The 16,382-nt window shown below is 27.7% G+C and carries 13 protein-coding genes; 10 read left to right on the top strand and 3 right to left on the bottom strand.

All coding sequences use genetic code 11. From position 1 onward, the window contains the following. Nucleotides 1–182: 182 nt before the first annotated feature. From thrA to thrC, 3 genes are read left to right on the top strand one after another with little or no spacing between them, the layout of a single operon-like run. Nucleotides 183–2,630 carry a bifunctional aspartate kinase/homoserine dehydrogenase I gene (thrA, locus tag H0H57_RS00710; RefSeq protein WP_185863922.1) on the top strand — a complete coding sequence of 816 codons (2,448 nt, stop codon included), beginning with the start codon at nt 183–185 and terminating at the stop codon, nt 2,628–2,630. 5 nt (nt 2,631–2,635) lie between these two features. Continuing rightward, nucleotides 2,636–3,589 carry a homoserine kinase gene (locus tag H0H57_RS00715; RefSeq protein ID WP_185863923.1) on the top strand — a complete coding sequence of 318 codons (954 nt, stop codon included), beginning with the start codon at nt 2,636–2,638 and terminating at the stop codon, nt 3,587–3,589. A 26-nt stretch (nt 3,590–3,615) separates the two neighbouring features. After that, complete coding sequence (gene thrC, locus H0H57_RS00720; RefSeq protein ID WP_185863924.1) at nt 3,616–4,938, top strand: threonine synthase; 1,323 nt, start codon at nt 3,616–3,618, stop codon at nt 4,936–4,938. A gap of 9 nt (nt 4,939–4,947) precedes the next feature. On the opposite strand, the gene H0H57_RS00725 is transcribed toward thrC, so the two are convergent. Next, nucleotides 4,948–5,742 (bottom strand): thymidylate synthase, encoded by a 795-nt coding sequence (locus tag H0H57_RS00725; RefSeq protein ID WP_185863925.1) that lies wholly within the window; start codon nt 5,740–5,742, stop codon nt 4,948–4,950. Between the two features lie 67 nt (nt 5,743–5,809). Here H0H57_RS00725 and H0H57_RS00730 point away from each other — a divergent pair, with 67 nt between their 5' ends. The 3 genes from H0H57_RS00730 to H0H57_RS00740 are packed head-to-tail and all read left to right on the top strand — an operon-like array spanning nt 5,810 to nt 7,886. Next, nucleotides 5,810–6,748 carry a ribose-phosphate diphosphokinase gene (locus H0H57_RS00730; RefSeq protein ID WP_185863926.1) on the top strand — a complete coding sequence of 313 codons (939 nt, stop codon included), beginning with the start codon at nt 5,810–5,812 and terminating at the stop codon, nt 6,746–6,748. Then, complete coding sequence (locus H0H57_RS00735; protein WP_185863927.1) at nt 6,745–7,416, top strand: 50S ribosomal protein L25; 672 nt, start codon at nt 6,745–6,747, stop codon at nt 7,414–7,416. Before H0H57_RS00730 ends, H0H57_RS00735 begins: the two co-directional genes overlap by 4 nt. 29 nt (nt 7,417–7,445) lie before the next feature. Further along, nucleotides 7,446–7,886 (top strand): nucleoside deaminase, encoded by a 441-nt coding sequence (locus tag H0H57_RS00740; protein ID WP_185864073.1) that lies wholly within the window; start codon nt 7,446–7,448, stop codon nt 7,884–7,886. Here H0H57_RS00740 and H0H57_RS00745 read toward each other — a convergent pair. Then, the gene (locus H0H57_RS00745) at nt 7,879–8,538 is read right to left on the bottom strand and encodes a DedA family protein (RefSeq protein WP_185864074.1); all 660 of its coding nucleotides are present in this window, start codon (nt 8,536–8,538) and stop codon (nt 7,879–7,881) included. The two genes, H0H57_RS00740 and H0H57_RS00745, sit on opposite strands and share 8 nt — an antisense overlap. Nucleotides 8,539–8,824: 286 nt before the next feature. Here H0H57_RS00745 and aroB point away from each other — a divergent pair, with 286 nt between their 5' ends. Continuing rightward, nucleotides 8,825–9,880: a 3-dehydroquinate synthase gene (gene aroB, locus H0H57_RS00750; RefSeq protein ID WP_185863928.1), complete on the top strand. Its 1,056-nt coding sequence runs from the start codon at nt 8,825–8,827 to the stop codon at nt 9,878–9,880. A gap of 46 nt (nt 9,881–9,926) precedes the next feature. Beyond that, complete coding sequence (gene gyrA, locus H0H57_RS00755; RefSeq protein WP_185863929.1) at nt 9,927–12,386, top strand: DNA gyrase subunit A; 2,460 nt, start codon at nt 9,927–9,929, stop codon at nt 12,384–12,386. Here gyrA and H0H57_RS00760 read toward each other — a convergent pair. Continuing rightward, complete coding sequence (locus H0H57_RS00760; RefSeq protein WP_185863930.1) at nt 12,367–14,478, bottom strand: carboxy terminal-processing peptidase; 2,112 nt, start codon at nt 14,476–14,478, stop codon at nt 12,367–12,369. The genes gyrA and H0H57_RS00760 overlap by 20 nt on opposite strands. A gap of 89 nt (nt 14,479–14,567) precedes the next feature. Between H0H57_RS00760 and surE the strand changes: the two genes are divergently transcribed. After that, nucleotides 14,568–15,377 carry a 5'/3'-nucleotidase SurE gene (surE, locus tag H0H57_RS00765; RefSeq protein ID WP_185863931.1) on the top strand — a complete coding sequence of 270 codons (810 nt, stop codon included), beginning with the start codon at nt 14,568–14,570 and terminating at the stop codon, nt 15,375–15,377. 26 nt (nt 15,378–15,403) lie between these two features. Then, entirely contained in the window at nt 15,404–16,369 is a 966-nt protein-coding gene (gene ruvB / locus H0H57_RS00770; protein ID WP_185863932.1) for a Holliday junction branch migration DNA helicase RuvB, read from the top strand. The last annotated feature ends 13 nt before the right edge of the window (nt 16,370–16,382 follow it).

Genomic DNA, 16,382 nt, shown 5'->3' on the forward strand with positions numbered 1-16,382 from the left:
TTCATCCTTTTTAGAACTTCAAAAAAAAGGATTGAATTGGTAAGATTTATTTAAAAAATAAATACATAAAAAAAACTTTTTTTTTCAGGAAAAAAAATTAAAAAATACGCCTCCATAAATTATCATTATTTTTGTGAACATCATGAACAATGAGAAAATTGTTTTAAACAAATAATTAAAAAATGCAAGTTTTAAAATTTGGAGGTAGTTCCGTAGCTCATTCTGATGCTATAAAACGTATTTGTTCTTTATTAGAAAAGAAACCAAAAGGAAGATATGCTATTATTGTTTCTGCATTAGGAAATATTACGGATCAATTAATACAATGTGGAAAATTAGCTTCCGAAAGAAGAAATATTTATAAAAATATTTTAGAAGAAATCGAAATTCGCCATCTTAACATTATAAGAGAATTGTTTCCTATCACCTATCAAAGCCATTTAATCAGTTGGATTAAAAAAAATATCAATGATTTAGAAAGTTTATGTGATGGAATTTTTCAAGTAGAAGAACTTTCAAAACGTTCTTTAGATAAAATTATGAGTTTTGGAGAATTGACTTCTTCTTTTCTCATTGCAGAAAAATTGAAACAATTTGGATTAGACGCTATTTGTAAAGATAGCAGAGATCTAATTATTACAGATTCTCAGTTTGGATGTGCACAAGTAGATTTTATTACAAGTAATCATCATATTATTCAGTATTTTCGTGAAAACACATCAGAATACATTGTTTTACCAGGATTTATAGGTTCTACGTTAGAAAACGAAACGACAACTCTTGGAAGAGGAGGTTCTGATTATACAGCTGCTATTTTAGCTGCGGCTATATCTGCTAGTTTATTGGAAATATGGACGGATGTCAGTGGAATGATGACAGCAAATCCACAAATTGTGAATCAAGCTTTTCCTATCAAAGAAATTTCTTATGAAGAAGCAATGGAATTATCCCATTTTGGAGCAAAAGTCATTTATCCTCCTACAATTCATCCTGCTATGAAAAAACATATCCCAATACAAATTAAAAATACTTTTTCTCCTATAGATCCGGGAACTTTGATTTATATTAATAAAAATACAAATATAAGTCAACCTGTAACCGGAATATCGGGAATTCAAAATATGGCATTGCTTACCTTAGAAGGGAGTGGTATGATAGGAATTCCTGGATATTCCAAACGTTTATTTGAAGCGTTATCACGTGAAAAAATAAATGTGATATTTATCACTCAAAGTTCTTCAGAACATTCCATTACTACAGGAATTCATGAAACGGATATAATCAAAGCAAAAACTGTAATAAATAACGAATTTTCTCAAGAAATCCATCAAAGACGTCTTGATCCATTAAGAATAGAAAAAGATCTTTGCATTATTGCCGTAGTAGGAGATAACATGAAAAATCTTCATGGAACCAGTGGAAAAATGTTTTCGGCTTTAGGAAGAAATAGTATTAATGTTCGAGCGATAGCACAAGGATCTACTGAAAAAAATATATCAGCCGTTATTAGAAAAACCGATTTTAAAAAGGCATTAAACACTTTACATGAAGCTTTTTTTGAAAGTCCACCAAAACAAATTAATCTTTTCATTTGTGGAGTGGGAAAAGTAGGAAGCAAATTGATGGAACAAATTGATCAGCAACAAAATTACTTATTAAAAGAATTAAAGCTTCAAGTAAGAGTCATTGGATTAGCGAACAGTAAAAAAATGTATTTTAATGATCATGGAATCAATTTAAGTAATTGGGAAAAAAATCTAAACCAAAAAGGCATTCATATGAATATATATTCCTTTATGGAAAAAGTATGGAAATTTAACCTTAGGAATAGTTTATTTGTTGATAATACAGCTAGTGAAGAAATGGCTATGACTTATGAGAAATTTTTAAAAAATGGGATAGGAGTGATCACTTGTAATAAAATAGCTTGTTCATCAGATTATGATCATTATAAAAGATTAAAAACACTTTCTAGACATTTCAAAGCTCCATTTTTATTTGAAACTAATGTAGGAGCAAGTCTTCCCGTCATTAGTACACTTAACGATCTAATTAATAGTGGAGATAAAATTAATAAAATAGAAGCTGTATTGTCAGGAAGTTTAAATTTTATATTTAATCATTTTTTAGGAAAAAAATCTTTTTTAGAAGTTGTAAAAAAAGCTCAATTAAAAGGATATACGGAACCTGATCCTAGAATTGATTTAAGTGGATTAGATGTCATGAGAAAAATACTAATTTTAGCAAGAGAATGTGGGTGTTCATTAGAACTGAGTGACATTCATCAAAAATCTTTTCTTCCAGAAACTTGTTCAAATTCCAGTTCTATAGAAGATTTTTATCAAAAATTACATAAATACAGAGATTACTTCTTCAAAATTAGAAATAAAGCGGAAAAATATAAAAAACGTTTGCGTTTTATTGCACGTTATGAAAATGGGATTGCTTCTGTTGGATTAGAATCTGTTTTACAGATTCATCCGTTTTTTCAACTAGAAGGAAAAGATAATATGGTTTTATATAATACATATCGTTATGCTGAACAACCTCTTATCATAAAAGGAGCGGGTGCTGGAGCAGAAGTTACTGCATCTGGAGTTTTTTCAGATATTATTAAAGCTACTAAATAAAAGTCATGAAGGGAATTAAAATATTTTCACCAGCTACTGTTGCCAATTTGGTTTGTGGTTTTGATGTTATTGGATTGGCTTTAGATTTTCCTAAAGATGAAATTTTTTTATATAAATCCAATAATCCAGGAATACGTATACACCGAATACATAGGTCATCATTACCTAATGATCCAATGAAAAATTCTGCTTTTGTTGCTTTACAATATTTGTTGAAAAAGTATAAACAAAAACAAAAATTTGATAAAAAAGAAAAAATAGGATTTGAAATTGAATTGATTAAAAATATTTGTCCTGGAAGTGGAATAGGATCTAGTGCTGCTAGTGCAGCTGGTGTTGTTTATGGAGCTAATATTTTATTAGGAAATCCTTTTAGTGCTATACAGTTAATCCGTTTTGCTATGGAAGGAGAACGTGTAGCAAGTGAAACAGCTCATGCTGATAATGTCGCTCCTGCTATTATGGGGGGAATTACATTAATCAGAAGTTATCAACCATTGGATATTACTAAATTACATATTCCCAATGAATTATGGGTAAGTATTATCCATCCACAAATTGAAATCAGAACATCTGATGCTAGAAAAATTCTAAAACAAAAAATATTGATGACAGATGCCATTAGACAGTGGGGAAATGTGGGGGCATTAGTAGCGGGTTTATATCGAGAAGATTATGGATTAATCAGTAGATCCTTAGAAGATGTTATTGTAGAACCTATACGATCAATGCTAATTCCAGCTTTTTATGAATTACAAGTAAAATGTAAAGAAATAGGAGCTTTAGGAGGTGGAATATCTGGTTCAGGTCCTTCTGTTTTCATGCTTAGCAAAGGAAATTATACGGCAAAAAAAGTGACTGAAGTCATGAATAGAGTCTATTCTCCGTTACAAGTTGATTATAAAACTTATACTTCTCCTATCAATTCAAAAGGGATCAAGTGGACTCAAATATTGTAAATAATAATTATAGAAAAAAATATATTATGTTATATTTCAGTTTGAAAAATTGTAAAAATTTAGTCTCTTTCAAAGATGCGGTTTTAACAGGATTATCGTATGATGGTGGATTATATATGCCTCAATGTATTCCTAAATTAGAACCAAAATTTATTCATAAACTTCCGATTTATGATATTTATACGATTGCCATGTTTGTTATCAAACCTTATATTGGAAAATATATTCCAGAAAAATTTATTGATCATATTATTCATGATACTTTAAATTTTTCTTTTCCATTGAAAAACATACATGATAATATTCATGTATTAGAACTATTTCATGGACCCACTTTAGCTTTTAAAGATGTGGGCGCTAGATTTTTGGCGGGATGTTTAAGTTATTTTTCTGAAAAATTAGGAAAAAATGTGACGGTTTTAGTAGCGACTTCAGGAGATACCGGAGGTGCTGTTGCTAAAGGATTTCACAAAAAAACTGGAATAGAAGTTATTATTTTATATCCATATAATGGAATTAGTTCCATACAAAAAAAACAAATCACTTCATTAGGAGATAATATCTTTGCTTTAGAAATAGATGGAAATTTTGATGATTGTCAAAACATGGTTAAAAAAGCTTTTCTAGATCAAGAAGTAAAAAAAAAATATATATTAACTTCTGCAAATTCAATCAATATAGGGAGATGGCTTCCTCAAATGTTTTATTATTTTATAGCTTACAAACAAATAATAGTTGAAAATCCGACAGAATTAATTTTTTCAGTTCCTAGTGGAAATTTTGGAAATCTTTGCGCAGGAATGATGGCAGAAAAAATGGGTTTACCTATAAAATCTTTTATTGCATCTACAAATGTAAATGACACTATACCTAGATTTTTAAAATCTGAAAAATACCATCCTCTTCCAGTCAAAAAAACTATATCGAATGCTATGGATATATCTGCTCCAAGCAATTTTTCTAGAATATGGCATTTATATCAAAAAAATATATTTCAATTAAGAAAAAAACTTTTTTCCTATAAATTTACGGATGAAGAAACCCTAGAAATTATAAAAATGATATGGAAAAAATATAAATATATGCTAGATCCACATGGGGCTATTGGTTATTTAGGACTTAGAAAATATTTACAACAAAAAAAAATTCATAATATTTCCGACCCCGCTATTTTTTTAGAAACAGCTCATCCTATTAAATTTTTAGATCATATGCCACCTTTTTTGCAAAAAAAAATTGTTTCTAATCAGGAACTTGAAATTTTTTTGAAAAAAAAAAGAAAAATAAAAACAACATCATTATCCAATGATTTTAATGTTTTTAAAAGTTGGTTATTAGAAAGAAAATGAGATAAATTTTTAAATGGCTACATCTCCCTTAATATGAGGAAAAGGATTATAGTTTTTTAACTCAAAGTCTTCAAAACAAAATTGAAAAATATCTTTTACATAAGGATTGAGAATCAATTTAGGAAGTGGTCTTGGATTTCTTTTTATTTGTAGTTTAATTTGTTGAATATGATTGTTATAGATATGAGCATCTCCTATAGTATGAATGAGTTCTTTTTCTTTTAAATTCAAAACTTTAGCTAACATAATAAGTAACAAAGCATAAGATGCTATGTTAAATGGTAATCCAATAAAAATATCTGCACTTCTTTGATATAGAAGTAACGATAATTTTTTTTGATGTACATAAAATTGGAATAACAAATGACAAGGAGGTAATGCCATTTTTTGAATCATTCCTACATTCCAAGAAGAAACAATTAAACGTCTGGAATTGGGATTAAACTTTATTTCTTTTATAATATTAACGATTTGATCGATAAAATGTCCATCATAGGTAGGCCATTTTCTCCATTGAAATCCATATATAGGACCTAGTTCTCCATTATCATCCGCCCACTGATTCCAAATATTAACTTGATTATTTATTAAAAATTGAATGTTAGTCTCTCCTTTTAAAAACCATAATAGTTCATAAATAATAGATCGTATGTTTAATTTTTTAGTGGTTAAAATAGGGAACCCTTTTTTTAAATCAAATCTCATTTGATATCCAAATAGGCTTATTGTTCCTACGCCAGTACGATCTTCTCTTTTGATCCCCTTTTTTAATACGTTTTTTAATAAATTTAAATATTGTTTCATGATCTTAATCAAGATGCATTTATTTTTTTAATTTTAAAAGTATTTTTGCATAATAAAAAATACAACTATGAATCAAAAGGTTTTCTTTTTTTCTACAAGAAGTGGGTTAAAATTATCGAAGAATATAGCTTATTATTATGGAAATTTTATTGGTAAAGTACGATTTTTAGAATTTAGTGATGGAGAATATACTCCTTGTTTTGAACAATCTGTTCGTGGATCTCAAGTATTTTTGATTGGTTCTACTTTTCCTCCAGTAGATAATTTGATGGAATTATTATTAATGTGTGATGCAGCTTGTAGGGCTTCAGCTTATAACATAACACTTGTTATTCCGTATTTTGGATGGGCTAGACAAGATCATAAAGATAAACCTAGAACTCCTATTGCCGCAAAACTAATAGCAAATCTCATAGTTGCTTCAGGAGCTACTAGAGTCATGACCATGGATTTACATGCAGATCAAATTCAAGGATTTTTTGATATTCCTGTAGATCATTTATATGCATCTAGAATATTTATTAATTATATTAAAAAATTAAACATAGATCAATTAACCATTGCTTCTCCAGATATGGGAGGGGCTAAAAGAGCCAGAAGTTATGCAGGCTATTTAGGTACAGATGTAGTAATCTGTTATAAAGAAAGAAAAAAAGCGAATGAAATAGAATTTATGAATTTGATAGGAAATGTAAAAAATAAAAACATTATACTTATAGATGACATGGTAGATACAGCTGGTACTTTAACAGAAGCGGCTAATTTAATCAAAAAACAAGGAGCTAAAAGTATACGTGCGATAGCGACTCATCCTGTTCTATCAGGAAATTCCTATGACAAAATACATCAATCCGAAATTGAAGAATTGGTGGTGACTGATACGATTCCTATAAATCAAATGAAACAAAATGATAAAATTCAAGTTTTGTCTTGTGCTCCACTTTTTGCGGAAGTGATGCAATCAGTACATAAAGACGAGTCCATTAGTAATAAATTTATAATATGAAATATGTAAATATATACGGAAATAAAAGAAACATTGGAAAAAAAGCAGTTCGATTTATTCGAATGTCTGGATATATTCCATGTATTTTGTATGGAAAAAATATAAATATTCCGTTTTCTATTTCATTAGAAAGTTTAAAAAAAATAGTATCTACTACAGAAATATATGGTGTTACTCTTAAAATAGAGGGATATGATCAAAGTATCAATGCCATTCGAAAGGAAATACAATTTGATCCGGTTAATAATAAAATATTACATGTAGATTTTTACCAAATTGATCAATCTAAACCGATTATATTAGAAATTCCCGTAAAAACGGTTGGTAGACCTGTTGGAGTTGAAAAAGGTGGAGAATATTATTCTTTTATTAGAAAATTAAAGGTAAAAGCAAGTCCATATAATATGCCAGAATCCATTGAACTCAATATTAATTTTTTAGATATAGGAGATAGAATCATAGTCGAAGATTTATATAATGATCAATATACTATTTTACATCCTTCTCATACTCTGATAGCACGGGTAAAAAGTTCCCGTACAATTATTAAAAGTTCTCAAGAAGAAAATCAAGAAGAAAAAGGAAAAGAAAAAGGAAAAGAAAAAGAAAAAGAAAAAGAAAAAGGAAAAGGAAAAGGAAAAGGAAAAGGAAAAGGAGATAAAAAATAAAATGAACAATGTGTTTAGACTTTTATTTTATGAAAATAGCTTTAAAAGAGGCTTTTATTGCTTTTTATAAAAATGAAATTCCTATAGGTGCTGCAATTACATATCAAAATATAGTTATAGCAAAAGCTCATAATTTAACTGAAACTTTATGTGACATTACTGCACATGCAGAAATGTTAGTAATAAACTTAGCCTCTAATTATTTAAAAAAAAAATATATCAAAAAATGTACTTTATATGTGACCCTAGAACCATGTGTTATGTGTGCGGGAGCCCTATTTTGGTCTCAAATAGGACGAGTTGTTTGTGGAGCTTCTAATCCCTCAAAAAGAGGATTCATATATTCTGGAACTAAATTACATCCCCAAACAGAATTTGTATCTGGAATTATGAAAAATCAATGTAAAGCTCTGATACAAGAGTTTTTTTTTTATAAAAGAATCTATAAAAAGAAAAAAAAATTTATATAAATATTTTTTTCTTTTTATTCTTACTGATTTTCATTTTAAAAAAAACTGGTAAAGTTGTCATTAATACAATCAATAAAATAATCCATTCAAGATGATTTTTTAATTCCGGAAAATGTTTATCTAAATAATGTCCAGCTAACATAATAGAAAAGGTCCAAGCAAGCGCTCCAATAATATTATATATCATAAACTTTTTGAAATCTACACGAATTGCTCCTGCTACAATAGGAGCAAAAGATCGAAACATGGGAAGAAAACGACTCATAATAAGAGCCGTTGTTTTATATTTATTATAAAACAATTTTGCTAAAATTAAATGTTTTTTCTTAAAAAAAAAGGAATCTTTTCTATTGTATAACAATTTTCCGGATTTGTACCCTAGCCAGTATCCTTGCATATTTCCAAGAATAGCCACACATGATACAATTAAAATAATCACAAAAAAAGGTACATTATAAAAATTTTTGCATAAATCTTTTCCAAAAATTCCGGCAGTAAATAATAAAGAATCTCCAGGTAAAAAAAAACCGATAAAGAATCCTGTTTCCGCAAATACAATAGCTAAAAGAATAAATAAAGCTGTATTTCCGAAATATAAAAATATCCATCTAGGATTAAATAAATGTTGAAAAAAATCCCAAAAATCTGACATTTTACAAATATGATAATGAAAGTCAAAGTTAAATATTTCCATTTTTTATAAAAACTAAAAAATAAAAATATTTTTTTCATATGAAAATATGAAAAAAAAACTAATATATTATATTATTTTTTGTATGGAGTACTTATTTAAATTTATCCATTTTTTAGGATGGTTTCCTAATATATTTTTCTTTACAATAGGTTTGGTTTTTATCATTTTTTGGTTGTGTAAAATATTTTATTTCATTGATTAATAAAAAATTGGTTAATTTTGTTTGTTAAACGAGGCTAAATTCATGAAAATGAAAAAATTCATATACTTTAATGAAGAGGCTTATGATAAGCTTAAAAATTACTTACTTCATCAAGTAGATTCCATTCAAAATATATTTATTCTCGTAGATGAAAAAACCTATAAACATTGTCTTCCCATTCTTTTTCATTACATAGATTTCTTAGAAAAATCTAATATTATTGAAATCAAATCAGGAGAAAAAGAAAAAAATATTTATACGTGTATTCAAATATGCAAACATTTAGAAAAATTTAAAGCAACTAGAAAAAGTTTAATCCTAAATTTAGGAGGAGGAGTTATAACAGATATTGGAGGATTTGTAGCTTCTATATTTAAACGAGGCATTCGTTTTGTTAATATTCCTACAACTTTATTAGGAATGGTTGATGCTTCTATAGGATATAAAACAGGAGTGAATTTAGATTCTATAAAAAATGAAATAGGATCTTTTTCGGTTCCAGAATTTTTAATCATAGATACTCATTTTTTAAAAACACTTCCACATTCAGAAATTTTTTCTGGAATGGCAGAAATGTTCAAACATGGTTTGATCGCCGATAAAAGTTTTTGGAAACAAATGAATCAAATACAAAAAAATATCATTCATAAACATGAATGGGAACAGTTAATTCATAAATCTGTATTCATTAAACAAAAAATTGTAGATCAAGATCCTAAAGAAAAAGGATTAAGAAAAATTCTTAATTTTGGACACACTATTGGACATGCTTTAGAGAGCTATTTAATGAATATAAATAAAAAAATATTGCATGGAATTGCTGTAACTATGGGTATGATTTATGAATCATGGATTTCTTTCAAAATCAATGGTTTATCCATATCTGATTACAAAGAAATCAGATCTACACTTTCTGCATTATATCCAATACAAAATCCAATTTCTGATTTTGAAATTCAAAAATTATTTCTGATTATGGAACATGATAAAAAAAATGAACAAAATCAAATTCAATTTTCTTTATTAAAAGAAATAGGAAAATGTTCCTACAATTGTCAAGTTCCATATTCCTTGATCAAGGAAAGTTTTTTGATATAAATATTTTTATTAATTTATAATAACATTAATTAATCTTTTCAAAAAAATGAATGAAAGTGAAGGAGAAAAATTGATTTCTATTAATATTGAAGATGAAATGAAATCATCTTATATAGATTATTCTATGTCTGTGATTGTATCCAGAGCTCTTCCAGATGTTAGAGATGGGTTAAAACCGGTACATAGAAGAGTTCTTTATGGAATGTACCAATTAGGAATTATTTCTAATAGTTCTTATAAAAAATCTGCTCGTATTGTTGGAGAAGTTTTGGGTAAATATCATCCTCATGGAGACATTTCTGTTTATGATACTATGGTTCGTATGACTCAAAAATGGACATTACGTTATCCATTAATAGATGGACAGGGAAATTTTGGATCATTGGATGCAGATCCTCCGGCAGCTATGCGTTATACAGAAGTAAAAATGAAAAAAATTTCTGAAGAAATGTTGTTGGATATAAAAAAAGATACCGTGGATATGCAATTAAATTTCGATGATTCTTTGGATGAACCAACGGTTTTACCTACCAGAATTCCCAATCTTCTAATTAATGGATCTTCTGGAATTGCAGTGGGAATGGCAACTAATATTCCTCCTCACAATTTAACAGAAACTATAAATGCTATTTGTGCCTATATAGATCATAATGATATCTCTATAGAACAGATTATGAAATATATCAAAGGACCTGATTTTCCTACAGGTGGAATTATTTACGGATATGATGGTGTTAAAAATTCTTTTTACACTGGAAAAGGACGTATTGTTTTACGTGCAAAAGTACATTTTGAAGAACTTCATGGAAGACCATGTATAATTGTAGATGAAATTCCTTATCAAGTCAATAAAGCGGATATGATCGCTAGAACTGTGGAATTGATAAAAGAAGGTAAAATGGAAGGAATTTATCAGATCCGTGACGAGTCGGATAGAAATGGATTACGTATTGTTTACATTTTGAAACACAATGTAAATTCTAATATATTATTGAATCAATTGTTTCAATATACTTCTTTACAAACTTATTTTAATGTCAATAATATAGCATTAGTGAATGGAAAACCTGTTCAATTAAATATAAAAAGTTTTATTCAACACTTTGTTGATCATAGACATAATGTTATTATTCGTCGTACAAAATACGAACTCAAAAAGTGTCAAAATCGTATTCATATTTTATTAGGTTTTTTGAAAATATTAGATCATTTAGATATCATGATTCAATTCATTCAAAAGTCTAAAAATCGTTCTGATGCTTGTAATAGACTGATTCAAAAATTTCACATATCAAAAAATCAATCTCAATCTATTTTAGATATGAAATTACAAAGTCTTACTTCTTTAGAAGTCAAAAAACTTAGAAAAGAATATGACGAACTTGTTCAAAAAATAGAGTTTTTTATAAATGTTTTAAAAGAGCATTCCATAAGAACCAAAATTATTAAAGAAGAACTTTTAGAGATTCAAAAAAAGTACAAAGATAAACGTCGTACACAAATCGATTATTCTGGATATAAGGTAAATATAGAAGATTTAATTGAAAACGAACAGGTCGTACTTACTATTTCCCATGCAGGGTACATCAAGAGAACATCCTTGTCAGAATACAAACGTCAAGGAAGGGGAGGAGTAGGAAATAGAGGGGCTATTGCTAGAGAATCCGATTTTTTTAAACATTTGCTTGTAGCAAGAAATCATCAATATTTACTTTTTTTTACAAAAAAAGGGAAATGTTTTTGGCTCAAAGTATATGAAATTCCAGAAGGATCTAAAATTTCTAAAGGTAGAGCGATACAAAACATTATTCGTCTTCAACCAGAAGATAAAGTCAATGCTTATATATTAACAGGAGATCTTTCTATCAAAAAGTATGTCAAAGATTATTATGTCATGATGATTACGAAAAAAGGTATTATTAAAAAAACACCTTTAGAAAATTATTCTCGTCCTAGAAAAGATGGAATCAATGCTATTGTGATTCGTAAAGGAGATTCTTTGATGGAAGCGATTCTAACGAAGGGGGATAGTCATGTTTTGATTGCTGTAAAAAGTGGAAGGATTATTCGTTTTTCAGAAAATAAAATTCGTTCAACTGGAAGAGCTTCTTCGGGAGTGATAGGAATAAATATAAAAAATAAAGATATAGTCATTGGAATGATATGTGTGGAAGGAAAAGAAAAAGGACATTTATTGGTTGTTTCTGAAAAAGGGTTTGGAAAAAGATCTAATATTAAAGATTATCGGATTACTAATCGTGGTGGAAAAGGAATTAAAACAATAAATATTACTCAAAAAACAGGAAGTTTAATTTCCATAAAATATGTCACGGATCGAGATGATTTGATGATTATTAAAAAATCAGGAATTATGATACGTATACCTATATCAGATATAAGAGTTATGGGAAGAACGACTCAAGGAGTTCGATTAATTCATTTAAAAGAAAACGATGCTATAGCTGATGTAGCAAAAGTTTACAAACCTATTGCGGTGTTTCATTAAAATCTCGTAATATATTAATACATTCCGATATATTATAAAAATCTTTATTCAGATTTTTTTTCCATTTTTCTGATTCTTTTGAAAGAATTCTGTAATAAAGAGAAAAGGTTTTTGTTTCAAACGTATTCAAATTGTTTCTTAATTTTTTTAATTTCTCATTTCTTTTTTTTATTTTAAAATTTTCATAAAACAATTCTTCCCAATTTAAAGAAAATTTGTTTTCATTAAAACATTTGTTTTCTAATGATTGCATTGTGTTATAAATAGTGATAAAATCCTTATTTTTTTTTAAACGTTTGATGCTTTTATATTTAATATTTTCTATATATAAATTTTGATAAAAATAACGAATAGAAGGAATAGGATCTGTATAATCCCATTTCATAGGATTATTTTGATTTTTTTCCATAAATTTTAAACAATTATTTTTTGGATTCTTCCTTGGAAGAACTATATCGGAATTCACTCCCTTTAATTGAGTAGAACTTCCATTCACACGATAAAATTTATGGATGGTCAATTTTAAGGCACCTAACCCTTCATTAAAATGTAAAAAACGATTTAATGGATAAATAGTTTGTATACTCCCCTTTCCATATGTTTGATCGCTTCCAACAATAATTCCTCTTTTATAATCTTTGATAGCAGCAGTGAGGATTTCAGAAGCAGAGGCAGAAAACTCATTTACAAGAATGACAAGGGGTCCTGTCCATAAAATTTGATTTTCATGACTTTTGAGTATTTTTTTCTTTTTGTTAGGTTTTCCTATTTGTAAAATAGGAACTTTTCCTAAAAAAAAGCCAGCAATTTCTATCACAGCGTCTAAAGATCCTCCTCCGTTATTTCTGATATCTATCAAAATTCCTTTTATATTTTCTTTTTTTAGTTTTTGAATGATTTTTTTCATATCTTGAGCTGCATTTCTTCCATTTTTATTTGCAGGATTAAAATAAAATTCTGGTAAACAAATCAATCCATACTTATCTCCATTTTTATCCAAAATTAAAACACTTTTAGCAAAAATTTCTTTTTGTTCAATTATATCTCTAGTGAGAGTTACTTCTTCTATAGATCCATTTTTTTTTTGAATAGTTAATTTTACTTTACTTCCTTTTTTTCCCCTTATTAAACGAATTGAATTTTCTAATAACATTCCTACAATATTTTTTGATTCTGAGTTTACGTTTTTTGCTACTCGTATAATTTTATCTCCTATTTCTATTTTTTTGTTTTTCCACGCAGGTCCACCATCAATGAGTTTAACAACAGTGGGAAACCCTTTATCATCTTGTAATTCCACTCCAATTCCTTCTGTTTGTCCAGATATATTTACATCAAAAATTTCTTTTTCCTTAGGAGAAAAATAATTCGTATGAGGATCATATTGAGAAGTGATTACATTAACATATATGGAAAACCAATCGGATTCTTTTTTTATTTTTATTTTCCTAAAATATTCCTGAATATATTTTTCTACTTTTTTGATATACCTTTTTTTTTCGTTGAAAAAGGCGTTTTTCCAAATTTTTTTTTGTTTTGTAACAGTGATTTTTTTTTGTTTTGTAGAAGTGATTATTTTTTGTTTTGTAGAAGTGATTATTTCTAATAAAGTCATATATTTTAAGTATTTTCTCCATTTTTCAATCCATTCTTTTTCATTTTTTGGATAAGAAAATTTTTGTTCTCCAACTATGTATATTTCTTTTTGATTGAAATCAAAAGATTTTTTTAATATTTGAAAACATAAAAATTCTGCTTTTTTTACTCTTTGAAAAAAACGTTTCATAATAATATTGAAGAAAATAGGATCTCCATGAATCCAAAAATCGTCTATTTTGTCTCTATATAAAGAAAGATCTTCTAAATCTTTTTGTATAAAAAAACATTTTTGATTATCTAATTTGTCAAAAAGATTATCATATACTTTTTGTGAAAAATCATTATCTATAGAAATAGGAGAAGGGTGTAAAAAAGAAAGTGTTTTATATATTGATTTGAGTATTATACTATGTTTTTCTTGTTCTCCTAATGGGGAACAAAAACTTAATGAAAAAATGAAAAAAAGACCAATGATTATATATTTATTTATCATTCAGTTTTTTTATTTTAAGATTTACAATAATGTTTCAATTGAAAAATATTAGTAAAATTATACATAAATAGTTTTTTATATGATATAAAATGAATAAAAAACCAATTATTTTAGTCACAAATGATGATGGAATCATAGCTCCAGGTATTAGAGCACTCGTCCATTCTATGAATCTTTTAGGAGATGTATATGTAGTGGCTCCAAATAAACCCCAATCTGGAATAGGACATGCAATAACAATGAATACGATTTTATATTGTGATTCAGTAAAAATAGATAATGGAATTCAAAAAGAATGGGAATGTTCTGGAACTCCGGTAGATTGTGTTAAATTAGCAATCAGTGATATTCTTCCAAGAAAGCCTGATATTTGTGTGTCAGGAATAAATCATGGAACCAATTCTTCTATAAATATTATGTATTCTGGTACGATTTCTGCCATTATTGAAGCAAGTATAGAGGGAATTCCATCTGTAGGATTTTCTCTTTTGGATTTTGATTGGAATGCTGATTTTGAACCCTCTAAAAAATATGTATGTCAGATTGTAAAAAAAATCCTTTACAATCCTATTCCGGAAAAAATAATCACTTTGAATGTGAATATTCCTAAATTAAAAAAAGAACAAATCAAAGGAATTAAAATATGTAGACAAGCAGACTCCAAATGGAAGGAAAGTTTTGATAAACGTCATAATCCTAAAGGAAAAACTTATTATTGGTTAGTAGGAGAATTTTTGAGTTTAGATGAAAAAGTTGATACAGATGAATGGGCATTAAAGAATGGATATATATCTATTGTTCCTATTCAATTCGATTTAACCAATTATACTATTTTAAATCTTTTAAAATCTTGGAATTTTTTTATGCTATTTTTTTGTTGGATACATAGTTTATTCTGAATTGGAATGTTAAAAATATATATATAGTGTCATATTTTTTAGAAGGATCTTTAAATCCTAAAACAATTCAAGATTTTGTTGGACAACATCATATATTGGAAAATTTGAAAATTTTTATTCAGGCTGCTAAAAAAAGAAAAGAAGCCCTAGATCATATTTTATTTCATGGACCTCCAGGATTGGGAAAAACAACATTGGCTCATATCGTAGCTAATGAATTATGTGTAAACCTCACTGTTACTTCAGGATCTGTTTTAGATAAGCCTGGAGATCTAGCCGGTTTATTGATCCATTTAAAAATAAATGATGTAATTTTTATTGATGAAATTCATCGTCTCTCTCCAATAGTTGAAGAATATTTATATTCGGCTATGGAAAATTATAAAATAGATATTATCATAGATTCTGGATCTAATGCTCGATCAGTACAAATAGATTTATCTCCTTTTACTTTAATAGGATCTACTACAAGATCAGGTTTACTTACAGATCCTATGCGTTCTAGATTTGGTATTAATTTTCGTCTTAATTATTATGAAAAAAAATTATTAAACAATATTGTAAATCGTAGTGCAAAATTACTAAATATTCCAATAACAGAAGAAGCATCTCATGAAATCGCTAATAGAAGTCGTGGAACTCCACGTATAGCCAATGCTTTATTACGTAGAATCCGTGACTTTGCGCAAATTAAAGGAAATGGAATCATTGATATTCATATCTGTAATTTAGGATTACAATCTTTGAATGTTGATCAACATGGATTAGATGAAATGGATAATAGAATTCTGTCATATATCATAGATCATTTTAAAGGAGGTCCTGTGGGAATCAATACTATAGCAACAGCTGTGAGTGAAAATTCGGACACTATAGAAGAAGTTTATGAACCTTTTCTGATTCAGGAAGGATACTTAATTAGAACTCCTAGAGGAAGAAAGGCTACAAAATTAGCTTACCAGCATATAAAACGAAAATTTAAAAAAAAATGAACTAAAATGTTTT

The organism is Blattabacterium cuenoti, assembly GCF_014251755.1.
Lineage (GTDB): Bacteria > Bacteroidota > Bacteroidia > Flavobacteriales > Blattabacteriaceae > Blattabacterium > Blattabacterium cuenoti_AN.